Source organism: Martelella mediterranea (genome assembly GCF_021021415.1).
GTDB lineage: Bacteria > Pseudomonadota > Alphaproteobacteria > Rhizobiales > Rhizobiaceae > Martelella > Martelella mediterranea_C.
In genome coordinates, this window is the sequence record NZ_JAINWJ010000051.1 from 26,743 (window position 1) to 46,923 (window position 20,181).

Here is a 20,181-nt window from a genome sequence, read left to right on the forward strand (position 1 = left end):
ACACCTATTCATTAAGGACACCACATTACATGCTTTCCAACTCCATCATCCTGATCACCGGCGGCACGGGCTCTTTCGGGCACGCGTTCCTGCCCATGGTGCTTGAGAGATACAACCCGAAGAAGGTCATCGTTCTGTCGCGTGACGAGATGAAGCAATGGGAAATGGCCAAGCTTTACGGCGATGACAGCCGCGTGCGGTTCTTTATCGGCGATGTGCGCGACCGCGACCGGCTTTACCGGGCCTTCGATGGGGTAGATTACGTCGTCCACGCCGCGGCCACCAAGATCGTGCCCACTGCCGAGTACAACCCATTCGAGTGCATAAAGACCAATGTCAACGGCGCGATGAACGTGATCGACGCGGCCATCGACAAGGGGGTCAAGGGGGTGGTGGCGCTGTCGACCGACAAAGCCTCATCCCCGATCAACCTTTACGGCGCGTCGAAACTGGCTTCGGACAAGCTGTTTGTGTCGGGCAATGCCTATGCGGGCGAACACGGCACGCGGTTCTCGGTGGTGCGTTACGGCAACGTGATGGGATCGCGCGGATCGGTCATCCCGTTCTTCATGTCGGTCGCTGACAAGGGTGTTCTGCCGATCACCGACAGCCGTATGACCCGCTTCATGATATCGCTGGAGCAGGGCGTCGAACTGGTCTGGCACGCCTTCGAGGACATGGTCGGCGGCGAAATCTACGTCAAGAAGATCCCCTCGATGAAGGTCATCGACATCGCCCGCGTGGTAGCCCCCGCGGCGCGCCACGAGATCGTCGGCATCCGTCCCGGTGAAAAGCTGCACGAGCAGATGATCGGCATCGAGGACGCGCCCTACACGTACGAATACGACGCGCATTTCAAGATCCTGCCGGCGATCAACAGGTGGGCCGATGACCCCGCGCGCATCAAGGATGGGCGCAAGGTAGCGGAGGATTTCAGCTACACCAGCGATGGCAACCCCGAGTGGCTGAGCGACACGGCTCTAGCCGACTGGATAGTAACGAACAAGAGCAAGATCGGAGCGATTTGATGATTCCTTACGGCCGGCAGATCATCAGTGAAGACGACATCGCCGCGGTCGAGGCGGTGTTGCGCGCAGATTTTCTGACGCAGGGGCCGGTTTTGCCGCGTTTCGAGCAAGCGGTGGCGGGCCGCGTGGGGGCACGGCACGCCGTGGCGGTCAATTCCGCCACCTCGGCGCTACACATCGCCTGCCTAGCGCTTGATCTTGGACCGGGCGACCTGCTCTGGACTTCGCCCATCACCTTCGTAGCGTCGGCCAATTGCGGGCGCTACTGCGGTTCCGAGGTAGATTTCGTCGATATCGACCCCGAGACCTTCAACATCTGCGCGCAGGCGTTGGAGGCAAAGCTTGATGCCGCCGCAAGCGCGGGCCGCCTGCCCAAGGTGATCGTCGCCGTGCACATGTGCGGGCAATCCCCAGACATGGCACGGATCGCCACGCTGGCCCACGCTCATGGCGTGCGGCTGATCGAGGATGCCAGCCATTCCATCGGTGCGGACTACCTTGGCGCACCGGTGGGCAATTGCGCCTATTCCGACATCACTGTGTTCAGCTTTCACCCGGTCAAGATTATCACCACCGCCGAAGGGGGCATGGCGCTAACCAATGATCCAGAGCTTGCCGTGCGGATGGAGCGCCTGCGCAGCCATGGCATAACCCGCGACCCCGCGCTAATGACCCAAGCGCCCGACGGGCCGTGGTATTACCAGCAGCTGGACCTGGGCTGGAACTACCGCATGACCGAGATGCAGGCGGCCCTGGGCCTGAGCCAGATGGACCAGCTGGACAGGTTCATCGCGCGGCGCCGGGCCGTGGCGGATGCGTATGACCAGCTTCTGGCGGATCTGCCACTGCGCTGCCCCGGGCGGATGGAAAGGTCGGAGTCGTCCTGGCACCTTTACATCATCCGGCTGGATGACCCGACCCTCCACCGCGCGACGTTCGAGGCGTTGCGCGCGGACGGGATCGGCGTGAACCTGCATTACATCCCGGTACATCTGCAGCCTTATTATCGCGACCTTGGCTTTGCCCCCGGCGATTTCCCGGCTTCCGAGTTTTACTATGCCCGCGCCATCTCGATCCCGCTGCATGCTGGATTGACGGATGACGAGCAGGCGCGGGTTGTTGCAGCACTATCAGACGCGCTCACCACATGAGCATCTGCATCATTCCGGCACGGGGTGGGTCCAAACGCATCCCGCGCAAGAATATCCGCGACTTCTGCGGTCGGCCGATGATCGCTTGGTCCATCCAGGCGGCTAAAGAAAGCGGATGCTTTGAGCAGATCGTTGTTTCGACAGATGATGATGAGATTGCTGAAACGGCTGAACATTACGGGGCCGAAGCCCCTTTTCGCCGCAGCAAGGTATTAGCAGATGATCACACACCAACTGTGCCCGTCATCGCCGACGCCATTGAGCGACTGAACGTAGCCGCCAAAACACCTGTCTGCTGCCTATATGCAACAGCGCCATTTGTTACGCTAGACGACCTGCGGGCTGGATTGATACTCTTGGAAGAGACGGGCGCACCGTTCGTTCTGAGCGTGACAACCTACGCTTTCCCTATTCAACGCGCCTTGCGGCGGAACAGTGCTGGCGAAGTCGAGATGTTCGATCCCGACCAAATGCAGACCCGCTCGCAGGATCTGGAAGAGGCTTGGCACGACGCCGGGCAGTTCTACTGGGGCCGGGCAGAGACTTGGGCCAGTAACCAAAGGATTTTCGGTCCGGGTGCACAGAGCCTGATCCTACCGCGCCATCGCGTGCAGGACATTGATACCGAAGAGGATTGGGTGCGTGCGGAACAAATGATGCAGATATCAGGGATTAAAAGGGCTAAGAAGGATGAGTAAGAAACATTCTTTCAGAACAGAACAGGAAGCGTTTTGGGCAGGGGACTTCGGGACAGATTATATCAACCGAAACATTGGAGATGACCTACTCGCTTCAAACTTAGCGTTTTTTTCAAAAGCCTTGGGATCAGCGCGAAGTGTAAAAACATGCGTGGAATTTGGCGCAAATATAGGCATGAACCTCAAAGCCTTAAAGCTGCTCTATCCATCAATGCATATTCAGGGTATCGAGATCAATTTGGATGCGGCAACCCGATTGGCGAAAAGCATTGGCGAGGAAAACGTTATCAAGGGCTCCATCCTTGAGGTTTCTCCACCAGAATGTGACCTGGCGCTAATCAAAGGTGTTCTTATTCATATAGATCCTGAATCGCTGCCCTTAGTGTACAGAAAAATTACCGCAGCCACGCGTCGTTACCTTCTTGTTGCTGAATACTACAATCCTGCACCGGTGGCGATAAATTATCGTGGTCACGAAAATCGACTTTATAAGAGAGACTTTGCAGGAGAAATTATGGATGCACACCCCGAGATGACACTTATCGATTATGGTTTTGTCTATCGCCATGACCCCCATTTTCCGCAAGATGATATCACTTGGTTTCTACTTGAAAAGAAAAACGAAGTTTCGGTGTAGTGAACTCGTTTGGCATAACTAAATTGCATACATCCATGACCATCGCCTTCCGCGCCGACGCGTCGCTGAGTATCGGCACGGGCCACGTCATGCGTTGCCTGACGCTGGCGCGTGACTTGCGGGCGCGAGGGGCGACGTGTCGCTTTGTCACGCGGGCACTGCCGGGGCACCTAGCCGCACAGATTGAGGCGGCCGGGTTTGGCCTTGCGCTTCTGCCCGCAGGGACCGGCCCGGCACCCGAAGCGCCTCCCGCGCATGCGGCTTGGGCCTGTGTGGATTGGGCCACGGATGCCGCGGAAACCCGCGCCGCACTGGATGACAGACCGGATTGGCTGGTGATGGACCATTACGCCTTCGATGCGCGCTGGCAGCGCGCGGTACGGCCCGAGGGCTCCAAGCTGATGGTGATCGACGATTTGGCCGACCGCCCGCATGACTGCGATATGCTGCTGGACCAGAACCTGGGCCATGACGCGCACGACTACGACGGGCTTGTGCCGGAACATTGCATCTGTCTGACAGGCCCGCGCCATGCGCTGTTGCGCCCCGAGTTTGCACAAACGCGCGCAAGCGCATTGGCAGAGCGGGTGAGGCGCGGGTTGCGCCATCTGCTGATCAACATGGGCGGCGTCGATCTGCTGGATGCCACATCTCAGGTACTGCGCGCCGTGAAGGGGGCTGATCTTCCCGAGGATTTGCGTATCACGGTGGTGATGGGGGCGCGAGCCCCGGCACTGGATCATGTCCGCGCATTAGCCCGTGACATGCCGCGCCCGACAGAGATAGCCGCCGACGTGACCGATATGGCCGCGCGCATGGCATCTGCCGATTTGGCCATCGGGGCCGCTGGCTCGACCACATGGGAGCGCTGCGCCCTAGGTCTACCCACGATCATCGTGGAGATTGCGGACAACCAGGCCGGAATCGCACGGGCGCTGAGTGACGCAGGCGCCGCGCTGTACCCCGGCCCATTGAATGTTCCGGAGTTTGCGCAGAACCTTCAAGCCGCGCTGGCAGCGGCGCCGTCGCAGTTGGGCAAAATGTCAGATCGGGCCGCCGATATTTGTGATGGTAACGGGGCGGCACGGGTGGTTGCGGCACTTCACATGGAGACATTTGCATGAAAATTGATCTGTTGTGTTCGAGCCAAGACCATCCAGTCAACCCATGGCTGGTAACATGGGGAGAGGAGCGTGCGCAGCAACACGAGATAAGGATTCTGCGCCGCAAGAATCAACTGAAATCTGGCGACATACTTTTCCTGATATCCTGTACAGAGATGATCTCAGCCGAACTACGCGCGCTTTATGGGCGTTGTGTGGTCCTCCACGCAAGCGCTTTGCCAAAAGGACGCGGCTGGAGCCCGCATGTGTGGGCTATTCTGGAGGGGGCAAAGACCATAACGGTATCTGCCATTAGTGCTGAGGATCCTGTCGACAGCGGCGATATTTGGGCTCAGAAAACCTTCGATGTTATCCCCCATGCGCTATATGATGAGATCAACACATGTCTTTTTGAGACCGAAATCGCACTTCTGGATCAGGTTATCAGGATGGTCGAGAATGGCGATGCACCTCATCCTCAGCCCGATGACGAGGCAACCTACTATCCGCGCAGGACGCCAAGAGACAGTGAACTCGATCCAAGCCTGTCCATTGCCGAACAATTTGATAAAATTAGGGTCAGTGATCCGAACAGATTTCCTGCCTTCTTCGAAATGCATGGTGCTGTGTTTTCTGTCATTCTGAAAAAGGTCCAAAGAGATGACTAGCATAATAATCGACGGTCGGCCTATCGGACCCGGTCACCCGCCTTATGTGATTGCCGAACTCTCGGCCAACCATAACGGTGATCTGGCGCAGGCGCTGCAGATCATTGACGCTGCGGTTGAGGCAGGGGCGGATGCTGTCAAAATCCAGACATACCGGCCCGATACAATCACGCTGAAATCCGACGCGCCGGATTTCCAGATTACCGAAGGGCTCTGGGCAGGGCGCACGCTGTATGACCTGTATGAATGGGCTCATACCCCGTGGGAGTGGCACGAAGAATTGTTCGCCCATGCCGCTAGGCGCGAGATCACGCTGTTTTCCTCGCCCTTCGACCCGACAGCAGTGGACCTGTTGCAGGGTCTTGGCACCGCGGCCTACAAGATCGCTAGCTTCGAAGCGGTGGACCTGCCGCTGATCCGCTATGTCGCCGCTCAGGGCAAGCCGATGATCATATCCACCGGGATGGCCGATCTGGAAGAGATCACCGAAGCGGTCGAAGCTGCCCGCGAGGGCGGCTGCCAGCAGCTGGCGTTGCTGCATTGCGTGTCTGGCTATCCGGCGCCTGCGGCGGATTACAACCTTGCGACCATCGCCGACATGGCGGCTCGCTTCGGCGTGCCTGTGGGACTATCAGACCATACACTCGACAACACCACAGCTATTGCAAGTATCGCTCTAGGAGCATGCATTATCGAGAAACACATGACACTGGACCGCACGGGTGGCGGACCTGACGATAGCTTTTCACTGGAACCTGCTGAGTTCATGACCCTGTGCGAGGGCGCGCGCACTGCCTGGGAAGCTGTCGGTAGCGTCGACTACGGGCGCAAGTCGAGTGAGCAGGGAAATGTAAAGTTCCGGCGCTCACTGTATTTCGTGAAAGATATGAAGGCAGGTGATCTCGTGACTGAAGATTGTGTGCGAAGCGTGCGGCCAGGATACGGGTTAGCGCCGAAGTTTTTAGAATTGATTCTTGGAAAGAAGGTGCTGCATGATAGGAAAAAAAATACGCCAGTAAATCTTAACCTGATCGCCGATTATTAGCGCTTTCTTGCTGGAAAAAAAATGCACCCGGCCTTATCTGAGTGGCAACGCCCTGAAGATCTCAAAAAGCTAATTCCTCCCGTTCGTCCTGTGTGTGCAAAAGGAAGTATCGATAGATATGGATTTACGTATTTACTGGCCGATATTTGCGGACTGAAAAAACCAAGGCGTACATTTTCAGAATGGCTACATGGATGGGCTTGGGACGATCAGCCAACGGAGGAAACGCTTGCTGTTGGCAACTTACATCGATCAGTACCAGTAGTTGTTCGAAACAACCTCGAATATGAAGCATTGAAGGCTGCAGGATTCAAGAAGGTGTTCATTGGAGGTTTGCCATTTTGCTATTTAGGAAATCAACACCTAGTACGAAATGATCATGCGCTCCTCGCTATCCCACCACATTCAGCTGAGTCAGAGCGATTAAATGACTCCCAAATTGAATATTTTGATTACCTGGAGGCAATAAAGTCTGATTTTGATGGAGTATATGTTAGTATATTCCACTTAGATTGGGGTGGTGCATTGCATAAATCTGCGGAAAAGCGAGGCCTTAACGTTGTATTGGGCGCCCGTCCTGATGACGCAAACAGTCTTAGTAGGACCCGCTCATTGCTGGATGCATTTAAATTTGTAACTTCTAATACTATGGGTAGTCACTTTGTTTATGCTCTTTACGCGGGATGTCGTTTTTCTTTTTCAGGCCCATTATACAGCTACAACGAGGAGGTATTTCTTGGAAATGGAAATCCAAACAATCATTCGTTGTCTAGAGTGGAGCGGTTGATGGAAGTGCACTCAGAAAATTATCTTCGTTCCAGATTCGATCGCTTCTTCTTAGATCACCCTCGAGATGGCAGATTCGATATCGCGCTTGGGCGATCGGAGATTGGGCATAGTAACATGTTGAATAGAAATAGAATTATAGAAGCGGTCGGCTGGACGGTCTACGGACAAATGCATGGCTATCTATGTGGAGCCATAAATCGCGCCCAAAGATTAATTGCGAGCTACAGAGAATAGCTCACTAATCACCATCTTTCTCCCCGACCTCCGCGGCGGCGGTGCGGTGAAGTGGCTCGGTTTGTTTGAACAGGCTGCTGGTCGTTCTTAAGTGGTTTCCGGCCTTGTTTATGCTGCCTCAGATATCGCGAGCAGCGCGTTGAAGTAAGCCTGATCGGGTGTCTTCCGGTCAAGCGATGAATGCGGGCGGCGGCTGTTGTAAAAGGTCAGATATCGTCCGATACCCGCCCGGGCTTCCGCGACAGACTTGTAGGCGTGAAGATAGACCTCTTCATACTTGATCGACCGCCAAAGCCGCTCCACGAAGACATTGTCGCGCCAAGCACCCTTGCCGTCCATCGAGATCTTGATTTCGGCCTCTTTCAACACGCCGGTAAAATCAATGGATGTGAACTGCGACCCCTGATCGCTGTTGAATATCTCTGGCTTGTCATATCGACCGAGCGCTTCCTCGACGGCCTCAATGCAGAACGCGGTTTCCAGCGTGATCGAAAGTTTCCACGACAACACCCGCCGAGAGAACCAGTCGACGACGGCGCAGAGATAAACGAAGCCCCGCGCCATCGTGATATACGTTATGTCGATTGCCCAGGCTTGATTGGGACGGGTGACCGCAACGTTCTTCAAAAGATAGGGACAAATCGTGTGTCCCGGCGCCGGTTTCGAGGTATTCGGGCGCCGGTAGATCGCCTCGATCCCCATCTTCTTCATCAGCGTTCTGACATGCAGACGCCCGACATGATAGCCTTCTGCTATCAAAGGCCCCTGTAACATCCGGTTCCCGGCGAAGGGGTAGTCCAGATGCAGCTCGTCAATCCGGCGCATCAGCGCCAGATCCGCCGCCGATGTCGCCCGAGGCAGATAATAGACACTGCCACGGCTGATGCCGAGAGCCCGAGCCTGACGGGAAATGGAAAGGGTATGGTTCCGGTCGATCATCGCTTTCCGCCCAACAATCCGGCCTTGTCGAGCGCGCCGGCTAAAAAATCGTTCTCCAGTGTCAGTTCGCCGATCTTCGCATGAAGGTTTTTAACTTCGACGGCAGGCGCCGCATCTTCCTTGCGTCCGTCATCGAAGACGTTCATCGCGCCCTCGAGTAATTGATCTTTCCATTGCTTGATCTGGTTTGCGTGGACGTCGAACTGCTGCGAAAGCTCGGCCATGGTCTTCTCGCCCTCGATCGCTGCCAGGGCGACTTTCGCTTTGAAAGCGGGGCTATGATTACGGCGGGGTCTTCTTGTCATACGGGCTCCTGTTGACGGCATGATGCCGGATCGAAGAGCCGAAAACCACTTATACCGCCTGTTCAGTTTTCCCGAGCCACTTCAAACATCAAAGAAACTGAGCTGTACTTGCATCACCATTCTCCGAAAATTCACCGTGCACGAAGTGAATCACGAAACGGCGGAAATCGGTAGGTAATTCGAGGCGTCCAGTTGATTTCAACCATTTCCGACCGCACTCATCGCTCGGATACCAGACCCCGGCAGGCTATGCCGAAACCATCACCGCAACCGGCTCCAACGCTACGCAAAAGGAAAGCTTCGCGTTTCCACCGGTTGCTTACACCGCGCCATTTGGCGTATCAAAAACCGCCCAGTCTCTAATCGCAGCCGGATGAAAATTCAGTGGCAGGTCAATCCAGCTACACAATCTGCAGGGATACGATCAGAATCCCTAAATACGATTCCGCGTCAATGGACGCGTTCTAGAAACCAAATGGGTCATCCGAAGGGAAGCCAAATAACCAAGTTTGATATGGGATGTAGCACTGTTTGAAATGCCAAGACAGTTGCGACCAAACTGTGAAAACCAGCAACAGACCCAGATATGGCAGAGCCGCATGCAGCGCCGCATTGGCGCGAAATGGCAAAAAGGGAATCCGCGCGAAGATCATTGCTTGGATCGGGATTAGATAATAGCCGAACCTGTCGCCCATTACAGAGGAGACCGGTACTAGAAGAAACGCTAGTGCCATTCCGATCGCCCCGATGCTGGCAAGGCTATAATCCTTAGGCCACGTCCGTTGCCATTTTCTGCGTACGAAGAGAAAAAAATAAAGCGCGGAAAGCCCAAGTATGCCGACGCGAAATGCAGCGCCTGCTGCATCAACCCCTGTCCCGAGATATCGACTGGTCGCAACTTCAGCGGCGTCGCCCGACGCAAGAAAAAATGCGCCAGGGATGGCAAGGATCCCGGCAAGCATCAATCGGTTTCGCGTGTAGCGTCCTGATGCAACGGGGAAGAGCAAAATGAATATCAGCGCGCTCGAATGGAATCCAGCGGCCACCACAACCCAGAAAGCGAACCTTATCGGACGGCGATCGATGAAGGCCACGAAGGCGATACACAACAAACCAATCGCCGCGCCTTGGCGGATTCCGGACATTGGCATGTTGATGATCAGAATCGGAAAGAGAAGAACCAGAAAACCGAGTGAATCAGGCTGCCGTCGGGCCAGAACATGAACGCCGAGAAAGAAAATCGCGCTAGAAGCAATATTGGCAACCGGGTAAGGTAAACCCATGGCTTGAATCCACCCAAGGAATGCCCACCAAATTGGATCTCGGATTTCTGTAATAGATGACCAATCAAAATTTGCAGCACCTAAATATTGGTAAAAATACCCCTTCCAGTCGCAACCAACCTGATAACGGAAGGCTGAGAACACAAAGAGGGCCGCCAGAACTAAGAAATAAATCCTCTTGCGCAATGCGCCATTCCGCGCAAGCGCCAAGCGCAAGAGGAACAGTAAATTGGTCAATCCGACATAGAGCATTACGTGCGCCGCCCCTGATCTGCGACACTGCGAAACATTTGTACCAGGCGCGGCCCCCACACCTGTAAAGAGTAGTGCTTTTCTACCTTCGAACGACCTGCGGTTCCCATGCGGCGGCGCAGGTCGGCATCCAACAGAAGCGTCTCTATGGCCGAGCGCCACTCTTCGTCAGTTTCTGCCAAAAAACCGTTCACACCATGTTCCACTATATCTTTGTTCACCCCTACCGGCGAAGCGACCACTGGCAGACCGCATGCCATGTACTGGATTAACTTGTAGCCGCATTTTCCCCGCGTCCAAGGTGTGTCTGGCAGAGGCATGACACCAATATTCATGCTATTGATCAGTCTCACCTCAATGTCTTCGCTCCAAGGGAGGATTTCGAGCGTTCCGTTGGTGCCCCCAATCATGCCCGCTCCAACAGCACGAAACAAAGCACCTTGTTCTCTGAGCAACGGGGCTATTACCTTATGGACAGGATTGGCGAGTGCCTTCCATGTTTGTGGAGTGCCGATCCAGCCAACGCGTAGGCAACTTTCGTCCGCTGAACCCAGACGCACCTGATAAGCATCAGGGTCGACAACTGTCGGCACTGTCTTTACCAGCGCCGCGCCGGAGCGTCGCGCATAATCTCCGAGATAGGAATTTCCGGCAACCACGAGAGACGAGGCTGCCATCACTTTCCCAATCTTGCGGCCAAGTAGTGTTCGAACCAATACGCTTCGGTGTTTGTCATAGCGGTGAAAAATTGCATCGTCGTAATCAACGATTATAGGAACCCTAGGTGGCAGAATTACGCTTTCGATAAGCCACGGAACCCAAGGCAAAGCTTCTTTTTCGAGCCAGATTATATCAGGCTTAGGGCGATCACGCATTTTCCTAAAGCGCTGCAACATATAATCCATGGTTGAGCTGCGCGTTCCCTGGCCCGAATAAAGTACGTCCAAATAGGCGTCGTCGAAAAATGGAGCGACCTCAACATTAAAACCTTCGCGTAGCAGAACTGGCAAATACTGCATTGTACGCAGCCGGCTGGACGCCCCCAAGCGCGAATAGCGCGACAACAGCAGAATGTTCATGCGTTTGCCTGCGCCGCATACCACGCCTGAAACATCAGGATCGCCCAAAGCCGCGTCGTCCAGTCTCGGCGTCCCGAAAGATGTTCTGACCATGTCCGGTAAATTATGTCCGGATTGAACAGTCCATCTTCCGCTAAGCGCTCAGGCGAAAGAAGGTCTTCGGCCCAATCACGTAGCGGGCCGCGAAGCCATATACCAATCGGTATTGCAAAGCCTGCCTTGGGGCGGTCAATAATCTCATTTGGCACATGCTGATAAAGCATCTGCCGCAAGGCCCATTTGCCTTTTCCATCCCGTATCTTCATGTCCATCGGCAGGCGCGTTGCTAGCCTTATCACATCCGGATCAAGGAACGGTGTACGCGTTTCCAAGCTGATCCCCATGGCGGCGCGATCAACCTTGCAAAGAATGTCGTCAGGAAGGTAACTACGCATGTCTTGGACCATCATCAGCATCGCCGGATCGTCAGCGCCAAACTTGGGCAGAGGGTCATCGAGTTGGGATGAAGGTTGTTTTGAAATCTCTTTGAGAATTCTCGAATGGAGAGGCCATTCGGTTACAAGCGATCGATACAAATCATCGCTCGTTTTGACAGTCTGGAGACGATATCCGAGCCGATGCGCCTTGTCGCCAAGCACTGAGCTATCCCTTCGCTCTTGCGAATACAGGGGACCTGCTGCATTCCACGCCGACTGTGGAACAGCACAAATGGCCAATCCAAGGCCACGGCGCAGGGTATGAGGCATGTACGCGAAGCGGTCCCATATGCGCGGCCCCCAGAAGTACCTGTTATAGCCTCCAAACAATTCGTCGCCGCCATCACCTGAAAGCGCCACAGTCACATGTTGGCGCGCAGCACGGCAGACCAGATGAGTCGGAATTTGCGAGGAATCCGCGAACGGTTCGTCATATAGCTGCGGGAGATCTGGGATCACCGCGCGCGCGTCGGCATCGGTCACGTGCAGCTTTGTATGATCAGTGCCCAGATGCCGCGCTACGGCGGCGGCATGAGGAGACTCGTCAAAAGCAGCCTCGTCTAAGCCAATGGTAAAGGTCTTCACTGGTCTTTCACTTTTAGCCTGCATTAGTGCTACGATAGCAGAACTGTCCACGCCACCGGACAAGAATGCGCCAAGAGGCACATCCGACAACATCTGTCGCTGCACCGCCTTGCCAAGAACATGGCCAAGCGTTGAAACAGCCTCACATTCGTCCTGAATTTGGTTGTCTGCGCCTGCCTCAACCTCTGTATTCAGGTTCCAATAGCGGCGGATGCTAAGACTACTATGCTGCGCACCTGGTCGGATCGGTTCCTTGGGTTTTGTAGCGGGCGGTGCACCATCGACCGTTAGGATCGTGCCTGGTTCCAACTTGTAAAGGCCTGGATGAATACTGCGCGGGGCGGGCACATACATAAACTGCAGGTATTGAACCAATGCTTCGCGGCAAACCTCTCGTGGGCAGTCGGGATGGGCGCGCAGAGCCTTGAGTTCTGACCCGAATACCAGATCCTCTCCCGCCCAACCCCAGTAAAGTGGCTTTTCTCCCATTCGATCACGCGCGAGGCTGAGGCGCTTCTCTGCCCTGTCCCAGAGTGCCAGTGCGAACATGCCGTGTGCACGACACAACGTGACGTCCAATCCCCAATGCGCAATTGCAGCCAGAAGCGTTTCAGTGTCAGACTGTCCTCGCCATGACGGAGCCGCACCTTCTATCTCAAGCGCATGACGCAAATCGAGATGATTGTAGATCTCCCCGTTGTAAGCCAGCACATATCGCTCGCTGTCCGAGTGCATTGGCTGCGCGCCTGTCGGGCTCAAATCGAGGATTGCTAGCCGCTTGTGGCCAAGGCCGATGCCGCCCTCGGCCCAGACCCCTTCATCATCGGGGCCTCGATGCCGAAGGCGGGCGGTCATCCTGGCCACTTGCGAAATGATGTCGCCCCTGGGTGCGGAGCGAAGAAGTCCTGTTAGGCCACACATCGGGTGTCTTTCATGTTTAGGATCAACGCATAGACTTCGCGGTACGCCTCAGTGCCTGCCTCGAGAGAAAAGACGGCTTCGGCCGTAGCGCGGCATCGTCCGGGCAGATCGTGATCTTGCATTAGGATCCGGAGTGCCTCGAGCGCTCTTTCCATCTGCACGACGCTTGTCCCCTCTACAATAACGCCGACATTATTCTTACGGATAATGTCGGCCACATCCCCCACTCCTTCATTGGCCACAACCGGTAGTCCGCAACCCAGCACTTCTGCCATTCGGGTGGGGGAACGACCGAGCTCAGATATCTCTCCGCCCGCATAGAACATCACTGAGAGGTTATGAGCGCGCACAGCGTCCGGCATTTGTTCGGAAGGGCGCGGACCGATGCTAAGCCGTTCGGTCAGTTCGTTCTCTGGGTCAAGGATCGCGCGCACACGTACACCATCATCACGTGTCACGATCTCAAACCGGGCGTCAGGATCACGCGTGGCCGCGACGCGTATCCAGCTCGCCAGCCAATCTGTCCGAAACCATCCCGATAGGATGGTGCCAATGCAGCCGTGTACTGTGGGCCCATGCCGCTTGTCTGCCACGGGCGTGAAACGTTCAAGGTCCGCACAGGTAGGTATTACGACAAGACGCTGGTTTTTCAGCTCTTTAGGATACGCTGATTTCAGTTGTTTAACCGCCGCGTGTGTCAGCGATACCACCCCGGCCGCCTTGGCAAGACAGGCCCGCTCTGACGCCGCAATGGCGCGGTGTATCATTGACCCGCGACGCAATCGGCCTGCGGTAATCAGCTCTTCCGGCCAAAGCGCACGCATGTCGAACAGGAATGGCACCCCAGTCAAACGGCTGACGGTCAATGCGACTGCTGCTGGGATATAAGATCTTGCGTGAATCAATTGGATCCCATCACGACGTACCTCTCGCCAGACCAGCCATATCATCCGCATCATGCTGAGTGCGGGGGCGATGATACTCGGGTGAGAGCGGAATCTCTGTGGTAGCCAACGAATTCCATATCGCGCGCATGCCTCATGTGCCTTATTCATTTTGGCTTGGTTCGCCCAATCCTCAAGCTTTTCATAGGTTATTAAAGTGATTGCATGTTCCTGAGAGAGTCCGCGCAGATAGGCAAAGACCTGACTCTGCCCGAGCGGCTCCAATAGGCCATTGCGGGTTAGGTAGAGGATTTTACTCAAACTCGTATCCAAACGTCTCTATATCTGTCCTGTATATATCCTGAACCAAATCAACCATTTGGCTCGTGTAAATTCGTCGGTAATCTTGGTCATGGCTTTTACTGTTTCCGGGCGGTAGGGGCGGATGAACAGTTAATCCTAGAGTTCTGCATATTTCGGTATAATCTTTTGATATTTCTTCATAGCGTCCAACAAAATCAACGAGAATTTTTCTTTTTTTACCTGGTGAGGAAATCCAGTCGATTTGATCCCGAAAATGAATGTATCTCTTAATTGATTTTCTTATATTTGGATTTTCAAGGGAAACTAAGAAGTCACTAAAGCTATTCACGTTAGTTAAATTGCTTGCCGCCCATCTATGATCAGGGAAGGACATATCAGAACTGCAACGCTTCTTGAGGTATTCATACGCACTAAGACATCTATGCCAAGGGTTGCGAACGAAGGAAAACTTGAAGTACGCCTCAAAGCAAACAGGATCTGCTGCTTGATATCGGACAGCTGGGATATGGTAAGATTCAGTTGCAAAAAGAGCTCTGCGCACACTTTTCCCTGCAGATTTCGGTATGTGGATAAAGATACATTTATTCTCCCTATCGCAATCAGTAAACGGGTTCTTTAATATTTTTGATGAAATAGCAAATCTGATCAATTTATCTGGGGAGTTAAATTCAGTATCTTTTGCGCGCAATCTTATTTTATCACGAATTGTGAGCATTTCTACGTCCCTCTTTCAAAGAGCCTCAGGTATCTTTCTGATGCTTTACTCGGAGCGAAATCTGCAGCGCGTTCCTTAAGAACGTCGCGTCCCACTTGGGTGTCAAGAGATGCGGTAATTGCCCTAGTCAACGAAATAGCATCACCAACCGGAACCAGTCGGCCAAATCGGCCGAAATCGAGGATTTCAGCGGGGCCAGAGGGGCAATCAGTGGATACCACTGGGGTGCCGCAAGCTAGAGCCTCGACAATGACATTGCCGAACCCTTCATAGTTGGACGTCAGCACAAACAAATCTGCCGTTTTATAGAACGGTGTTGGGTCGGATTGAAAACCCGCGAAGATCACTCGGTCAGCGATGCCCAGCTCTTTTGCAAGCTTCAATAGCGCGTCGCGCCCCGCTCCTTCTCCAACGAACATCAAACGAGCTTCTGGCCTCTCAAGCTGCGCGAAAGCACGCAGAAGTAGCGGGTGGTTTTTGACTGCCTTAATCCTGCCCACAGTAATAATGCGCGCTCCCGTGGGAGCGGACCAGAGTGCCTCTGCTTCGCGTATCGCGCAAGCGGATGGCTCAGGTCGCAGAGGTACAGGATTATGGATTACGTGAAATCGGTCGGGCCTCATCCATGAAAGATTGGCCATATCCTGAATAAGTCCGGCAGAGACACCGACCCGGATATGCGCGAGACGATAGCCTATCCCGCTAGAAATTCTTAGCAAAGCGCGATGCCTCAAACCCCAATCGCGGTATTCTGCCGACATTCCATGCTCCGACACTAGCACCTTGCAGCGATGTCCGGACATGCGGGCGGCGAACGGGGTGATCGCAGTCAGTGGCCACATCGCGGCCAGCAAGGCGGCGGGGCGTCGGCGCCGCAGGTAGCGGACGAGAGCAAAAGGTAGCGCACGGAAGCGGTGGATGTCGAGATCGACCACGGAAAAGCTCTTTCGTACCTCATCCAGAAATGCGCCCCGCGCTTTCATCAAGACGAACTCCACGTCGTGCCCAGCACTGGAGAATTCGTGGGCAAGATCAATATGGACCCGCTCCGCCCCACCACCTCTCAGATCCGGTAAGATGATGGAAATTAGAATGGTCTATCCTTTCCATGCCGTAATAGACGCGGCACTGCGTGTCGTATCCGGCGCAATGAGCCAACTAGGCTGGACCTAATGTCCCAACCAACGGCTCCACGTATACGATCAGGCTTCAAAATATAGGGCGCACCAACATACTCTCGTCCCAGTGCAGAGTCTCGTAGCCCGTTTTGGGGGCATGAGACCATCAGCTGGCTGAAGTTCTGCCGCAGCCAAGCGTCAGACTGAACCATCTGCTTTTTGATCACATATCCCTCGTCAAGTCCAAGGTAGCTTGCGCGCGGTCGAGGATCATTCACGACCACTGGACTAAATACAGAGGCCGTGCAGTCTGACGCTAGGGCGTAGGCCACGTGGCTGCCGAACGCGTTTGTGGAAACGTGGGAAAAGGAGTCAAGTGTCGCACGGGTTCGCCAGAACCGCGGTCCTTGATCCCGGCGAGGGCCTCATTGGAGACTCTGAACCTTTCGCTGTTGGCGGCTGCTCGCTCATATCCGTATCGTTTAAGGAAGCGACGACTGAATGCATATGTCGCGCCATAGATGCCACCCAGAACCCCAAATGAGATTCCCGCTATCATCGGGTCGACCCACAAAAGCACGCTGATGATTGCGACTACCGTACACGTCGCGGCGACAAGTTCCGTCGCCGGAAGCAGAAACTGCAACACCAACTGTTGCGACTCCGCTAAGACCCGCGTTCCCATCTCGCCCGTGTGACGATTGAGGAAGAAGGCGTGGGGTTGGCGTAGATAGGCGACTAGTAGGCGATGGCTGATAGAATGCATCCGCATCATGGCAAATCGCGAGACGACGTACGTCTTCGCGATCTGAATCAGGCTGGTGCCCAATATCACGGCGAAAGATGCAAAGCCGAGTGTTACTAAAAAGGCATAATCATTTTCGAACCCAAATGCATTATATACCCAGGCCAGTATGGGAATTCGCTCGATCTGGTTGGGATTCGACAGAACCGATAGGAATGGCAAAACCGATCCCACCATCAGTGCCGATGATAGGGCTGCGATGTTTACAGCCGCAAGTGTGATCAACGCGCTCCGCTGCTCGTGCGAGTCCAGCAACGCCCAACACTTTTTCCAAGAGGTGAAATCGATCACAGTCTCAGATCGCTTTCGCCGCGCGTGAAAACGCTTTTCAGATCGCAAAACACGCTGTCGAGTCGTCCGTAGCGGCGCAGCGACTTGGCACCTGTTTCGCGATAGTTGTGATGTGCAACGGCCAAGATTACTCCATCATAGGCCTCAAGCTCTGGTGTTTTAACCAATTCGAGTCCGTATTCATGTTGTACTTCTGTCGGGTCGACCCAAGGGTCATGTACGTCGACCTCGATGCCGTAATCCTGCAATTCGCGCACGACATCGACCACGCGGGTATTCCTGAGGTCCGGGCAGTTTTCCTTGAATGTCAGGCCCAGGACCAGCACCCGCGCGCCATCCACCTGAATGCGGCGCTTCAGCATGGCCTTGACCAGTTGCCCGGCGACATAAGCGCCCATGCCGTCATTGATGCGCCGACCGGCGAGGATCACCTGTGGGTGGTAACCGATCTCTTCGGCCTTGTGGGTCAGGTAATACGGATCGACGCCGATGCAGTGGCCGCCGACCAGGCCCGGCCGGAAGGGCAGGAAGTTCCATTTGGTGCCGGCCGCCTTCAGTACGGCTTCGGTGTCGATGCCCATCTTGTTGAAGATGATGGCCAACTCGTTGATCAGCGCGATGTTCAGGTCGCGCTGCGTGTTCTCGATCACCTTGGCGGCTTCGGCGACGCGAATGCTCTCCGCCTTGTAAGTGCCCGCCGTGATGATGCTGGCGTAGAGCTGATCGACCTCTTCGGCGATCTCCGGCGTCGAGCCGGATGTCACCTTGCGAATATCGGGCAGGCGGTGGGTCTTGTCGCCGGGATTGATCCGCTCCGGAGAATATCCGGCAAAGAAGTCCTTGTTGAAGGTCAGGCCGGAAATGCGTTCCAGCACCGGCACGCAGTCTTCTTCCGTGGCGCCGGGATACACGGTGGATTCGTAGATCACGATATCGCCGCGTTTGAGAACCCTGCCGAGGGTCTCGGAGGCCTTGATCAGCGGGGTCAGGTCCGGGCGCTTGTGCGCGTCAATCGGGGTCGGCACGGTGACGATATAGACGCTTGCCGCGGCGAGATCGGCGGGGTCGGCCGTGAACGACAGGTGCGAGGCCTCGCCAAGTTCGTCTTCCGATACTTCCAGCGTGCTGTCGCGGCCCGCGCGCAACGCATCGATGCGACCCTGATTGATGTCGAAGCCAATCACCGGGCGGCGCTTGCCAAACTCGACAGCAAGCGGCAGGCCGACATAGCCGAGGCCGATAATGGCGATCGTTTTGAGCTCTGATGTCATTTTCCCGAATAATCCCTGTACCATTCGACAAACCGCGCGATGCCATCCCTGAAGTCCGTCTGTGGCCGGTAGCCTGTCAGCGTCTTCAAGAGTTCAGCGTTTGCCCAGGTTGCCGGCACATCGCCGGTCTGCATGCCCATGTAATTCCGCTCGGCCTTTTTCCCGAGGCAGTCCTCGATTGCATCGACGAAATCCAGAAGGCGCACCTTGTCGGAGTTGCCGATATTCACCACGCGGTAAGGGGCCACGGGCGAAAGGCTGTCGCCTTCCGGCACAATGCCGTCTTCGGGGCGCACCGGCGCGGCGTCGATCAGCAGACTGATGGCGCGGACCAGATCATCGACATAGGTGAAGTCGCGATACATGTCGCCGTGATTGTAGATATCGATCGGGCGTCCATCGAGGATCGCGTCCACGAATTTGTAAAGCGCAAGATCCGGCCGGCCCCACGGTCCATAAACGGTGAAGAAGCGGAACATCGTGGTCGGCAGGTTATGAATATGCGCATAGGCATGCGCCATGCTCTCATTGGCCTTCTTCGTCGCCGCATAGATCGTCAGCTGGGTGTCGGCCTTTTCGGTTTCGATAAAAGGCATCTCGGTATTGGCGCCGTAGACCGAAGAGGTCGAGGCCATCAGCAGGTGCTGCACCTCGAGGCGGCGTGCGGCTTCCATGACGTTGAACGTGCCGATGACATTGCTGTCGAGGTAGGCACGCGGGTTTTCAAGGCTGTAGCGCACGCCGGCCTGGGCGGCGAGGTGAACGATCACATCGGGCGCGAACTCATCCGCGACGCGGTCGAACAAGGCCTGATCCTCAAGCATGCCCTCGCTCGCCGCAAAATTAGGGTTTTGCAGAAGCATCTGGTGACGCCGCTGCTTCAGCGCCACATCATAGTAGTCGGTCATCCCGTCGAAGCCGTGGATGGTGAAGCCTTCGGTAAGCAGCAGCTTCGCAAGGTGGAAGCCGATAAAGCCAGCCGTGCCGGTGATGAGAACGCGTTTCAATGAATGCTCTTTCCGTGTCTGCGGTTACTTGCGTGGGGGAGGGGCCTTGCCGGCCCCCAGTTCGATCTCGCTTTGAAGCGCATCAATCTCTTCCTTGAGCGCCTCGTATTCTTCCATCTTGCGCTTGAGAAACCGGGATGTGAGGGCCGCTTTTTCCGAGAGGCCCTTTGGCGTCAGGATATAGGCATAGCGGCGCTTGTCTTGCGCGGCGGAGAAGTTCCCCAGTTTCACTATTCCCTTTTCAATCAGCGCATTCAGGCAGTAGTGCACCCCGCCGACACTGATGCCGACGGCATCTGCGATGTCGCGCTGGGACATTTCGGGATTTTCCTGAAGGAGGCGCAGGACGCGGAAACGCACATCCTCTTGCGTTTTGCTGCGCTGACCGGCCATCAGATTGCGTTCTCTTTGCAGGCTACCGCACGAGAAGCGCCCTTGGCTCTTCCCGGGGGGTCATTGCTATGAATGTGTTGACTTGATCCAAACATGGTCGTTCAAGTTTGAACGGTATCATGGCCCGCTATTTTAGAAAAGCCCGAACTGCAAAAATGATAGCCGAGTTTTGTGACAATA

19 protein-coding genes and 1 pseudogene are annotated in these 20,181 nt (G+C 55.2%); 9 read left to right on the forward strand and 11 right to left on the reverse strand.

Going from position 1 to position 20,181, the window contains the following annotated elements:
• The first annotated feature begins 29 nt into the window (after window positions 1-29).
• Genes pseB through K7H91_RS21635 form a run of 8 tightly spaced genes read left to right on the forward strand, consistent with a single transcriptional unit; the run spans window position 30 to window position 7,353 of the window.
• On the forward strand, window positions 30-1,028 hold the full coding sequence (pseB, locus tag K7H91_RS21600) for a UDP-N-acetylglucosamine 4,6-dehydratase (inverting) (protein ID WP_230722273.1): 999 nt from the start codon (window positions 30-32) through the stop codon (window positions 1,026-1,028).
• Window positions 1,028-2,179: a UDP-4-amino-4,6-dideoxy-N-acetyl-beta-L-altrosamine transaminase gene (gene pseC, locus K7H91_RS21605; RefSeq protein WP_230722274.1), complete on the forward strand. Its 1,152-nt coding sequence runs from the start codon at window positions 1,028-1,030 to the stop codon at window positions 2,177-2,179. Before pseB ends, pseC begins: the two co-directional genes overlap by 1 nt.
• Window positions 2,176-2,877 (forward strand): pseudaminic acid cytidylyltransferase, encoded by a 702-nt coding sequence (gene pseF / locus K7H91_RS21610; protein ID WP_230722275.1) that lies wholly within the window; start codon window positions 2,176-2,178, stop codon window positions 2,875-2,877. Before pseC ends, pseF begins: the two co-directional genes overlap by 4 nt.
• Window positions 2,870-3,514, forward strand: coding sequence for a pseudaminic acid biosynthesis-associated methylase (locus K7H91_RS21615; RefSeq protein ID WP_230722276.1), 645 nt, complete (start codon window positions 2,870-2,872; stop codon window positions 3,512-3,514). Before pseF ends, K7H91_RS21615 begins: the two co-directional genes overlap by 8 nt.
• Before the next feature lie 35 nt (window positions 3,515-3,549).
• Window positions 3,550-4,638 (forward strand): UDP-2,4-diacetamido-2,4,6-trideoxy-beta-L-altropyranose hydrolase, encoded by a 1,089-nt coding sequence (pseG, locus tag K7H91_RS21620; RefSeq protein WP_230722277.1) that lies wholly within the window; start codon window positions 3,550-3,552, stop codon window positions 4,636-4,638.
• Complete coding sequence (locus K7H91_RS21625; RefSeq protein ID WP_230722278.1) at window positions 4,635-5,285, forward strand: formyltransferase family protein; 651 nt, start codon at window positions 4,635-4,637, stop codon at window positions 5,283-5,285. Before pseG ends, K7H91_RS21625 begins: the two co-directional genes overlap by 4 nt.
• Window positions 5,278-6,330: a pseudaminic acid synthase gene (gene pseI, locus K7H91_RS21630; protein WP_230722279.1), complete on the forward strand. Its 1,053-nt coding sequence runs from the start codon at window positions 5,278-5,280 to the stop codon at window positions 6,328-6,330. The genes K7H91_RS21625 and pseI overlap by 8 nt, the downstream gene beginning before the upstream one ends.
• A gap of 21 nt (window positions 6,331-6,351) precedes the next feature.
• Entirely contained in the window at window positions 6,352-7,353 is a 1,002-nt protein-coding gene (locus tag K7H91_RS21635; protein WP_230722280.1) for a hypothetical protein, read from the forward strand.
• Between the two features lie 108 nt (window positions 7,354-7,461).
• On the opposite strand, the gene K7H91_RS21640 is transcribed toward K7H91_RS21635, so the two are convergent.
• A protein-coding gene (locus K7H91_RS21640; protein WP_230722281.1) for an IS3 family transposase occupies window positions 7,462-8,597 on the reverse strand; the annotation gives its coding sequence in 2 pieces (ribosomal slippage) (window positions 7,462-8,333 and window positions 8,333-8,597; 1,137 coding nt in all).
• A gap of 194 nt (window positions 8,598-8,791) precedes the next feature.
• Here K7H91_RS21640 and K7H91_RS21645 point away from each other — a divergent pair.
• Window positions 8,792-8,974 (forward strand): annotated as a pseudogene (locus K7H91_RS21645) (IS3 family transposase); the annotation flags it as partial.
• An 87-nt stretch (window positions 8,975-9,061) separates the two neighbouring features.
• On the opposite strand, the gene K7H91_RS21650 reads toward K7H91_RS21645, so the two are convergent.
• The 10 genes from K7H91_RS21650 to K7H91_RS21695 all read right to left on the reverse strand — a co-directional run bounded on the left by K7H91_RS21650 (window position 9,062) and on the right by K7H91_RS21695 (window position 20,001).
• Window positions 9,062-10,132, reverse strand: a complete 1,071-nt coding sequence (locus K7H91_RS21650; RefSeq protein WP_230722282.1) for an EpsG family protein — start codon at window positions 10,130-10,132, stop codon at window positions 9,062-9,064.
• A complete protein-coding gene (locus K7H91_RS21655) occupies window positions 10,132-11,211 on the reverse strand; it encodes a glycosyltransferase family 4 protein (protein WP_230722283.1) in 1,080 nt (359 codons plus the stop codon). The genes K7H91_RS21650 and K7H91_RS21655 overlap by 1 nt, the downstream gene beginning before the upstream one ends.
• Complete coding sequence (gene asnB / locus K7H91_RS21660) at window positions 11,208-13,193, reverse strand: asparagine synthase (glutamine-hydrolyzing) (protein ID WP_230722284.1); 1,986 nt, start codon at window positions 13,191-13,193, stop codon at window positions 11,208-11,210. Before asnB ends, K7H91_RS21655 begins: the two co-directional genes overlap by 4 nt.
• Entirely contained in the window at window positions 13,181-14,398 is a 1,218-nt protein-coding gene (locus K7H91_RS21665) for a glycosyltransferase (protein ID WP_230722285.1), read from the reverse strand. Before K7H91_RS21665 ends, asnB begins: the two co-directional genes overlap by 13 nt.
• On the reverse strand, window positions 14,391-15,116 hold the full coding sequence (locus K7H91_RS21670) for a sulfotransferase family 2 domain-containing protein (RefSeq protein WP_230722286.1): 726 nt from the start codon (window positions 15,114-15,116) through the stop codon (window positions 14,391-14,393). The genes K7H91_RS21665 and K7H91_RS21670 overlap by 8 nt, the downstream gene beginning before the upstream one ends.
• 2 nt (window positions 15,117-15,118) lie before the next feature.
• Window positions 15,119-16,210, reverse strand: coding sequence for a glycosyltransferase (locus K7H91_RS21675; RefSeq protein WP_230722306.1), 1,092 nt, complete (start codon window positions 16,208-16,210; stop codon window positions 15,119-15,121).
• A 340-nt stretch (window positions 16,211-16,550) separates the two neighbouring features.
• A complete protein-coding gene (locus tag K7H91_RS21680; protein WP_230722287.1) occupies window positions 16,551-17,330 on the reverse strand; it encodes an ABC transporter transmembrane domain-containing protein in 780 nt (259 codons plus the stop codon).
• Window positions 17,327-18,601, reverse strand: coding sequence for a Vi polysaccharide biosynthesis UDP-N-acetylglucosamine C-6 dehydrogenase TviB (gene tviB / locus K7H91_RS21685; RefSeq protein ID WP_230722288.1), 1,275 nt, complete (start codon window positions 18,599-18,601; stop codon window positions 17,327-17,329). Before tviB ends, K7H91_RS21680 begins: the two co-directional genes overlap by 4 nt.
• Window positions 18,598-19,608 (reverse strand): NAD-dependent epimerase/dehydratase family protein, encoded by a 1,011-nt coding sequence (locus tag K7H91_RS21690; RefSeq protein WP_230722289.1) that lies wholly within the window; start codon window positions 19,606-19,608, stop codon window positions 18,598-18,600. The genes tviB and K7H91_RS21690 overlap by 4 nt, the downstream gene beginning before the upstream one ends.
• 24 nt (window positions 19,609-19,632) lie before the next feature.
• Window positions 19,633-20,001, reverse strand: a complete 369-nt coding sequence (locus K7H91_RS21695; protein WP_230722290.1) for a MarR family EPS-associated transcriptional regulator — start codon at window positions 19,999-20,001, stop codon at window positions 19,633-19,635.
• Window positions 20,002-20,181 lie beyond the last annotated feature (180 nt).